Origin of the sequence: Crossiella sp. CA198, assembly GCF_052078295.1 — a bacterium.
GTDB lineage: Bacteria > Actinomycetota > Actinomycetes > Mycobacteriales > Pseudonocardiaceae > Crossiella.
The window spans coordinates 179,538-185,910 of sequence record NZ_JBQJIM010000024.1 but is presented as its reverse complement, the minus strand read 5'-3'; the positions used below and the strand labels follow the sequence as shown (position 1 = coordinate 185,910).

Sequence of the window (6,373 nt, the reverse complement as noted above, 5' to 3'; positions counted from 1 at the left end):
ACGTCGCTCAGGAACTCAACGGCCGTCCACGCAAAACGCTCGGCTGGGCCACCCCAGCCGAGCGTCTGCGTGATCTACTCACCGCCTAAACCACAGCGGTGTTGCAACGACCCCTTGAAACCGCCGCTGGGAAGGGCCGTTCGTGGTGGCGCTGGTTACTCGGCCGGAGCCTCGCCGGTGCGGCGGCGACGCCGCCTGCGGGCCGGGGCGTCGCCGTCGGCGGCCGGGGCCTCCGGGGCGTCGAAGGCGGGAGCCTCCGGGGCGGTGAAGCTGACCGCGGTGCTCGCCTTGCGGACCCGGGTGGCCGCGGGCTTCGTGGCCGCCTCGGCCGGAGCCTCGGTCTTGGCCGCGACGTCGGTCTTGGCCGGGGCCTTGGCCTTGGCCGGGGCCGCGATGACCTCGGCCGGGGCCTCGGTCGTGGTGGCTACCTCCGCCTTGGCGGGGGCGTCGGCGGTCTTGGCGCGGGACCGGGTGCGGGTGCGCGTCCTGGTCTTGGCCTCGGCAGGCTCGCCTGCCTCGGCGGACTCGGCGGGCGTGGCCTCGCCGCCGACGTTCTCCCCGCCCCTGGTGCGGCGGCGGCTGCGGCGCTTGGTGGCCGGGCGCGCGCCGGGGTCGTCGGACTCCGGCTTGTCCGGGCTGCCGCCGACCGGCTTGTCACTGCCCGCGCCCCTGGTGGGCCGCTTGGTGCGGTTGCGGCCGCCGCGCTTGGGGGCGTCCTCCTCCAGGTGCTCGGCGTCCAGGCCTGCCCTGGTCCGCTGGGACAGCGGCAGCCTGCCCGTCGACTTGGGGTCGATGTTGAGGTCGGTGAACAGGTGGTCGGAGGTGGAGTAGGTCTCCACCGGCTCCGGCTTGTTCAGGCCGAGGGTGTCGCTGATCAGCTTCCAGCGCGCTTCCTCGTCCCAGTCGACCAGGGTGACCGCGACACCGGTGCGGCCGGCGCGGCCGGTCCGGCCGATGCGGTGCACGTAGGCCTTCTCGTCCTCGGGGCACTGGTAGTTGATCACGTGCGTGATCCCGCCGACGTCGATGCCGCGAGCGGCCACGTCGGTGCAGACCAGCACGTCCACCTTGCCGCTGCGGAAGGCGCGCAGTGCCTGCTCGCGTGCGCCCTGGCCCAGGTCGCCGTGCACCGGGGCGACCGCGAAACCGCGTTCGGCCAGGTCGTCGGCGAGCTTCTGCGCGGTGCGCTTGGTCCGGGTGAAGATCATCGTCAGACCACGGTCGGTGGCCTGCAGGACCCGGGAGACGACCTCGATCTTGTCCAGCGAGTGCGCCCGGTAGGCGAACTGCTCGGTCAGCTCGTGCGTCTGCCCGGCGTTGACCTCCTCGGCCCGGATGTGCGTGGGCTGGGTGAGGAAGGTGCGGGCCAGGGTGATGATCGGGCCCGGCATGGTCGCGGAGAACAGCATGGTCTGCCGCTTCTCCGGCACCATGCGCAGGATCCGCTCGATATCGGGCAGGAAGCCCAGGTCGAGCATCTCGTCGGCCTCGTCCAGCACCAGGGCGCGGACCTTGCCGAGCACCAGGTCCCGGCGTTCGGCCAGGTCGAGCAGGCGGCCGGGGGTGCCGACGATCACGTCGACGCCCTTGCGCAGCGCCGCCACCTGCGGCTCGTACGGGCGGCCGCCGTAGACGTCGAGCACGCGCACGCCGAGGTGCCTGCCCGCGTCCCGGAGGTCGTGCGTGACCTGGAGGCACAGCTCCCGGGTCGGCACCACGACCAGCACCTGCGGGGTGCCGTCGCCGGGGATGGTCAGCCGGTGCAGCAGCGGCACGCCGAAGCCCAGCGTCTTGCCGGTGCCGGTGCGGGCCTGGCCGATGAGATCCTCACCACGCAGGGCCAGTGGGAGGGTCAGTTCCTGGATCGCGAAGGTCCGCTCGATGCCAGCCTCGGCCAGCGCGCGGACGATGCGTTCGTCCACGCCCAGCTCGGCGAAGGTCGGCGCGTCCGGCGGAACCGGGGCGTCGCCGCGCAGCGGATGTGAGGTGTCGCCCTCATCGGGCAGCCCGGCCTCGCTGTGATCGAGTTCGCGCAGGTCGGTGGTGTTGTCGTCGAAGGTCAGCGTGATCGCCTCTCTCATACCAGCACGTACAGCCACTGGATGCGCTCGACCGAGCCGGGCGGTGACCGGGGTCGGTCACTCCTGCCTGCGGCACGGGAGGGCGAGGCGTACGCGCACCTTTCCGTTGGGCGACTGCTGTCGCCGTCTTACTCGCCCCGCGCCGCGCAGTGTCCTCATCGTCCTTCTCGGCAGCGCGCGCCGGGCGTCGAGAGGCATTCTAGCGGCTGGAACGCCTCTCCAGGGGGTGTCGTGGCCGGATACGCTCTCCCGCATGACCGAGACGGGCAGTGCCGACGCCGGCATCGTCGATCTACTGGGTGTGCTGGCCTACGGCGAGCTGTCGGCCTTCGACCGGCTGGCCGAGGACGCGCGGACCGCACCGACGCTCTCCGGGCGCGCCGCGCTGGCCACCATGGCCTCCGCCGAGATCGGCCACTTCCGGCTGCTGGAGCAGCACCTGGCGCTGCACGGGGTGGCCGTGGAGACCGCGATGACCCCGTTCGTGGCCCCCTTCGACGCCTTCCACGCCTCCACCGCCCCGCACAACTGGCTGGAATCGCTGGTCAAGGCCTATGTGGGCGATGGGCTGGCTGCCGATTTCTACCGGGAGATCGCCGGCTGGCTGGAATCGCCTGCCAAGGAGCTGGTGCTGGAGGTGCTCACCGACACCGGCTACTCCGCCTTCGCCGAACGTGAGGTGCAGGCCGCCTGCGCGGATGACCGCAAGGTGCGGGACCGGCTCGCGCTGTGGGGCCGCCGCCTGCTCGGCGAGGCGCTCACCCAGGCCCAGCACGTGGTGGCCGAACGGGACGCGCTGGCCGAGCTGCTGGTGCGCGCTTCCGGTGACCTCTCCGGCATCGCGGCCCTGTTCAAGCGGTTGCAGACCGGTCACTCGCAGCGGATGAGCGCGCTCGGCCTCGGCTGATGCCCGATCGTGTTCGCCAAGGGCGGAGCGGGCGGTCCACGGCGGCGGTGTGGACGCGACTAGGCTGACGATCAGTACAAAACACTTTGAGCACACGGAGGTCGGTGTGGAGGTCAAGATCGGCGTCGCGGACAGCCCGCGGGAGCTTGTCGTCTCTAGCGCGCTGTCCCAGGACGAGGTCGAGGCCGTGGTCACCGAGGCGCTGCGTGACACCAAGGGCCTGTTGAGCCTGGTCGACGACAAGGGCAAGCGGTACGTGGTGCCCTCCGCGAAGGTCTCCTACGTGGAGATCGGCGTGTCGGACGCGCGTCGGGTGGGCTTCGCCGTCGGGAGCTGAGGCTCCCGCGAATCACAGCTGGACGGCCCGGTGACCGTGAACTCGGTCACCGGGCCGCACTGTGTCCAGGCTCTGCCTCACTCGGCGGGCGGCACCGTGTTGACGTCGTCCACCTCGAACGGCGGGCGGCCCAGTCCGGCGATCCGGTACCGGCCCCACGGGTCCGGATCGGACAGGTCGCCCGCGGCCTCGCCCGCCGGGGTGCGCAGGGTGGCCTCCGGGCGGCGCTGCCGCACCAGGTCGGTCAGCTCGGTGTGCGTGGCGATCCGGCCGTACCAGTGGTAGCGGCCGTCGATCGGCTCGAAGTGCCCGCGGAGGTGCACTTCCACCGGCAGCTCCCGGCCCTCCACCAGCAGGGTGGCGCTGCCCTGGTAGCCCTCTTCGTCGTGCTCGTGCTCACTCATGAGGTCTCCCGGTTCTCCTGCTGGTCGGAGTCCTCCCGCACCAGCCGCAACTGGGTGGCGGGCAGATCGAAGTCCAGCGGCATGTCCGGGTCGATCTCGACGCCGCTGATCCGGGTGAAGCCGTCGATGGCGTGCCAGACGATGTTGACCAGGTAGTCGCGCAGGTTCTCCCGGCTCATGGTCTGGCGCTCCAGCCACCAGTCACCGGCCTTCTCCACCGCGCCGACCACGGCGAAGGCGTACGGCTCGGCCGCGCCGGAGTCCAGGCCGAGCAGCCGCATGTACTCACCGAGCAGCCGGGCCAGCCGGGAGGCGATCATCGCCTCGGTGCGGCTGGCCGGGTCCGCGTCGACCGGGCGGTCGGCGAAGGAGCGGCGGGTCATGAAGCGGTACAGCTCGGGCCGTTCCTCGATGGTGCACAGGTAGGCGTCGATCACCGCGCTGATCCGCTCGCGCGGACTGCCCCGGCGTTCGATGGCCGGCACGATCTGCTCCATCAGCAGATCGGTGGCCCGCGCGCCGACCGCGAGGTAGAGGTCGGCCTTGTCCGAGAAGTGCCGGTAGATCACCGGTTTGGTCACCCCGGCCTCGGCCGCGATCTCGTCCATGCCCACGTCAGGGCCGTGCGTGGCCAGCGCCCTGATGGTCGCCTCCACGAACTCCGCGCGGCGCACGCTGCGGTGTTCCTTCCAGCGCTCGCGCCGGGCATCGCCCCGTTTGCTCGGTTGGCCCTTGACAGAATCCGCCATACACGGGACGTTACCACTGGTAGCTGTTACTTCCGGTAACACTTCATCCAGTTGGAGGGTGGCGACGCCATGAGCCGGAGCTTGCAGGTCGGGGACCGGGAGAAGACCGCCGAGCGGCTGCTGAACTCGTCAGCGAAGAACTCCTATGACCCCGATGTGGACATCGACTGGGACGCGCCGCTGGCCGAGGACAAGTTCTTCGTGCCCGAGCACCGGGTCTCCCTCTACGGCACGCCGTTATGGGACCGGATGAGCCGGGAGCAGCGGATCGAGCTGTCCAAGCATGAGGTCGGCTGCGTGGCCAGCGTCGGGATCTGGTTCGAGGTGATCCTGATGGAGCTGCTGGTGCGGCACGTCTACCACCTGGACCCCAAGCAACGGCACGTGCAGTACGCGCTGACCGAGATCGCCGACGAGTGCCGGCACTCGATCATGTTCGCCAGGCTGGTGGAGAAGCTCGGCGTGCCTGCCTATGGCCCGCAGCGGCTGCCGCATGTGCTGGGCAACGTGATGAAGACGATCGGCCGCGGCCCGTCGATGTTCGCCAGCATCCTGATCGCCGAGGAGATCCTGGACCGGCTGCAGCGTGAGTCCACCCTGGACGAGACCGTGCAGCCGCTGGTGCGCATGGTCAACCGCATCCACGTGCTGGAGGAGGCCCGGCACGTGCGCTACGCCAGGGAGGAGCTGCTGCGCTCGATGCGGAAGTGCTCCGGCGCTGCCCTGCGCTACCACCGGTTCGTCACCGCCAGGGCCGCGTTCGTGGTCTCCCGCTCGCTGGTGCACCCGGAGGTCTACCGCGCGGTCGGGCTGGATCCGAAGGAGGCGCGCAGGCAGGCGCTGGGCAATCCGAACTTCCGGACCACCATGGGCTGGGCGGGCGAGCGGATCACCGGCTTCCTGGACGAGGCAGGCCTGATCGGCTCGCCCGGCAAGGCGTTGTGGCGGGCCTCCGGTTTCCTCGGACAGAAGTGAGCGGCGACATGGGCGTGTCCACCTTCATCACCCGCGACGGCACCTGCCTCGCCGTCGAGGAACAGGGGCGCGCGGATGCCCCCGTCACGGTCGTCCTGGCGCACGGCTGGACCCTGGACCGGCAGAGCTGGCGCCGGGTCGCGCACGCGCTGCCCGGCCGGTGCGGGGACATCCGCGTGCTTCGCTACGACCTGCGCGGCCACGGCCAGTCCGACCAGGCCCAGCCCGGCGGCGCCACCATCGAACAGCTCGCCGACGACCTGGCCGAACTGCTCGTCCAGCTGGTCCCGGACGGCCCGATCGTGCTGGCCGGGCACTCCATGGGCGGCATGACCACGATGGCGCTGGCGCAGCGGCACCCGGCGCTGTTCGCCGAGCGGATCGCCGCGGTCGCGCTGGTGGCCACCGCCAGCGGCGGCCTCAGCCGCAGCACCCTCGGCCTGCCAAGGCCACTGGGCCGGGCGGCCATCCGCGGGCAGAGCGCGTTCGGCAAGGCCCTGATCAAGCGCAAGGTGCGGCGGCTGAGCAAGTACCCGGCGGCCATCCGGCCCGCGATGAAGTGGATGTTGTTCGGCCGGCGGCCGGCGAAGGTCGACGTCTCCGAGACCACCGCGGTGATCGCCGGCTGTAGCCCGCTGACCCTGACCGGTTACCTCGACGACCTGTTCCTGCACGAGCGCCGGGAGGCCCTGGCCGCTTTCCGTGGGTTGCCGGTGGTGGTGCTGGCCGGCAGCAACGACCGGCTGACCCCACAGCTGCACGCGGTGCGGATCGCGCGGGAGCTGCCGCAGGCCGAGCTGATCGTCTTCCCCGGGGCAGGGCACATGCTGCCGCTGGAGCGGGACGTGCAGGTCACCGAGCGGATCGCGCGGCTGGTCAACGTGGTCGTCGAGGCGCCTGCGCAGGTGTGAGCAAGGCGC

Annotated in this window: 7 protein-coding genes; 4 read left to right on the top strand and 3 right to left on the bottom strand. The window is 71.2% G+C overall.

Annotated elements, in window-relative coordinates:
* Nucleotides 1-155: 155 nt before the first annotated feature.
* Complete coding sequence (locus ACTOWY_RS34315; RefSeq protein ID WP_441313751.1) at nt 156-2,081, bottom strand: DEAD/DEAH box helicase; 1,926 nt, start codon at nt 2,079-2,081, stop codon at nt 156-158.
* A 253-nt stretch (nt 2,082-2,334) separates the two neighbouring features.
* Between ACTOWY_RS34315 and ACTOWY_RS34310 the strand changes: the two genes are divergently transcribed.
* Complete coding sequence (locus ACTOWY_RS34310) at nt 2,335-2,988, top strand: ferritin-like fold-containing protein (protein ID WP_441313750.1); 654 nt, start codon at nt 2,335-2,337, stop codon at nt 2,986-2,988.
* 106 nt (nt 2,989-3,094) lie between these two features.
* Nucleotides 3,095-3,325, top strand: coding sequence for a DUF3107 domain-containing protein (locus tag ACTOWY_RS34305; RefSeq protein WP_247755910.1), 231 nt, complete (start codon nt 3,095-3,097; stop codon nt 3,323-3,325).
* A 77-nt stretch (nt 3,326-3,402) separates the two neighbouring features.
* Here ACTOWY_RS34305 and ACTOWY_RS34300 read toward each other — a convergent pair whose 3' ends face one another.
* Nucleotides 3,403-3,729, bottom strand: a complete 327-nt coding sequence (locus ACTOWY_RS34300; protein ID WP_441313749.1) for a DUF4873 domain-containing protein — start codon at nt 3,727-3,729, stop codon at nt 3,403-3,405.
* Nucleotides 3,726-4,478, bottom strand: a complete 753-nt coding sequence (locus tag ACTOWY_RS34295; protein WP_441313748.1) for a TetR/AcrR family transcriptional regulator — start codon at nt 4,476-4,478, stop codon at nt 3,726-3,728. Before ACTOWY_RS34295 ends, ACTOWY_RS34300 begins: the two co-directional genes overlap by 4 nt.
* A 69-nt stretch (nt 4,479-4,547) precedes the next feature.
* Here ACTOWY_RS34295 and ACTOWY_RS34290 point away from each other — a divergent pair, with 69 nt between their 5' ends.
* Together ACTOWY_RS34290 and ACTOWY_RS34285 are read left to right on the top strand one after the other, a co-directional pair.
* Nucleotides 4,548-5,453, top strand: a complete 906-nt coding sequence (locus tag ACTOWY_RS34290; protein ID WP_441313747.1) for an AurF N-oxygenase family protein — start codon at nt 4,548-4,550, stop codon at nt 5,451-5,453.
* 8 nt (nt 5,454-5,461) lie between these two features.
* Nucleotides 5,462-6,364: an alpha/beta fold hydrolase gene (locus tag ACTOWY_RS34285; RefSeq protein ID WP_441313746.1), complete on the top strand. Its 903-nt coding sequence runs from the start codon at nt 5,462-5,464 to the stop codon at nt 6,362-6,364.
* The last annotated feature ends 9 nt before the right edge of the window (nt 6,365-6,373 follow it).

What these genes read in the sequence shown, in the direction of transcription:
- ACTOWY_RS34315 (WP_441313751.1), bottom strand. Translation starts at nt 2,081, where the DNA reads ATGAGAGAGGCGATCACGCTGACCTTCGACGACAACACCACCGACCTG.
- ACTOWY_RS34310 (WP_441313750.1), top strand. Translation starts at nt 2,335, where the DNA reads ATGACCGAGACGGGCAGTGCCGACGCCGGCATCGTCGATCTACTGGGT.
- ACTOWY_RS34300 (WP_441313749.1), bottom strand. Translation starts at nt 3,729, where the DNA reads ATGAGTGAGCACGAGCACGACGAAGAGGGCTACCAGGGCAGCGCCACC.
- ACTOWY_RS34295 (WP_441313748.1), bottom strand. Translation starts at nt 4,478, where the DNA reads ATGGCGGATTCTGTCAAGGGCCAACCGAGCAAACGGGGCGATGCCCGG.
- ACTOWY_RS34290 (WP_441313747.1), top strand. Translation starts at nt 4,548, where the DNA reads ATGAGCCGGAGCTTGCAGGTCGGGGACCGGGAGAAGACCGCCGAGCGG.
- ACTOWY_RS34285 (WP_441313746.1), top strand. Translation starts at nt 5,462, where the DNA reads ATGGGCGTGTCCACCTTCATCACCCGCGACGGCACCTGCCTCGCCGTC.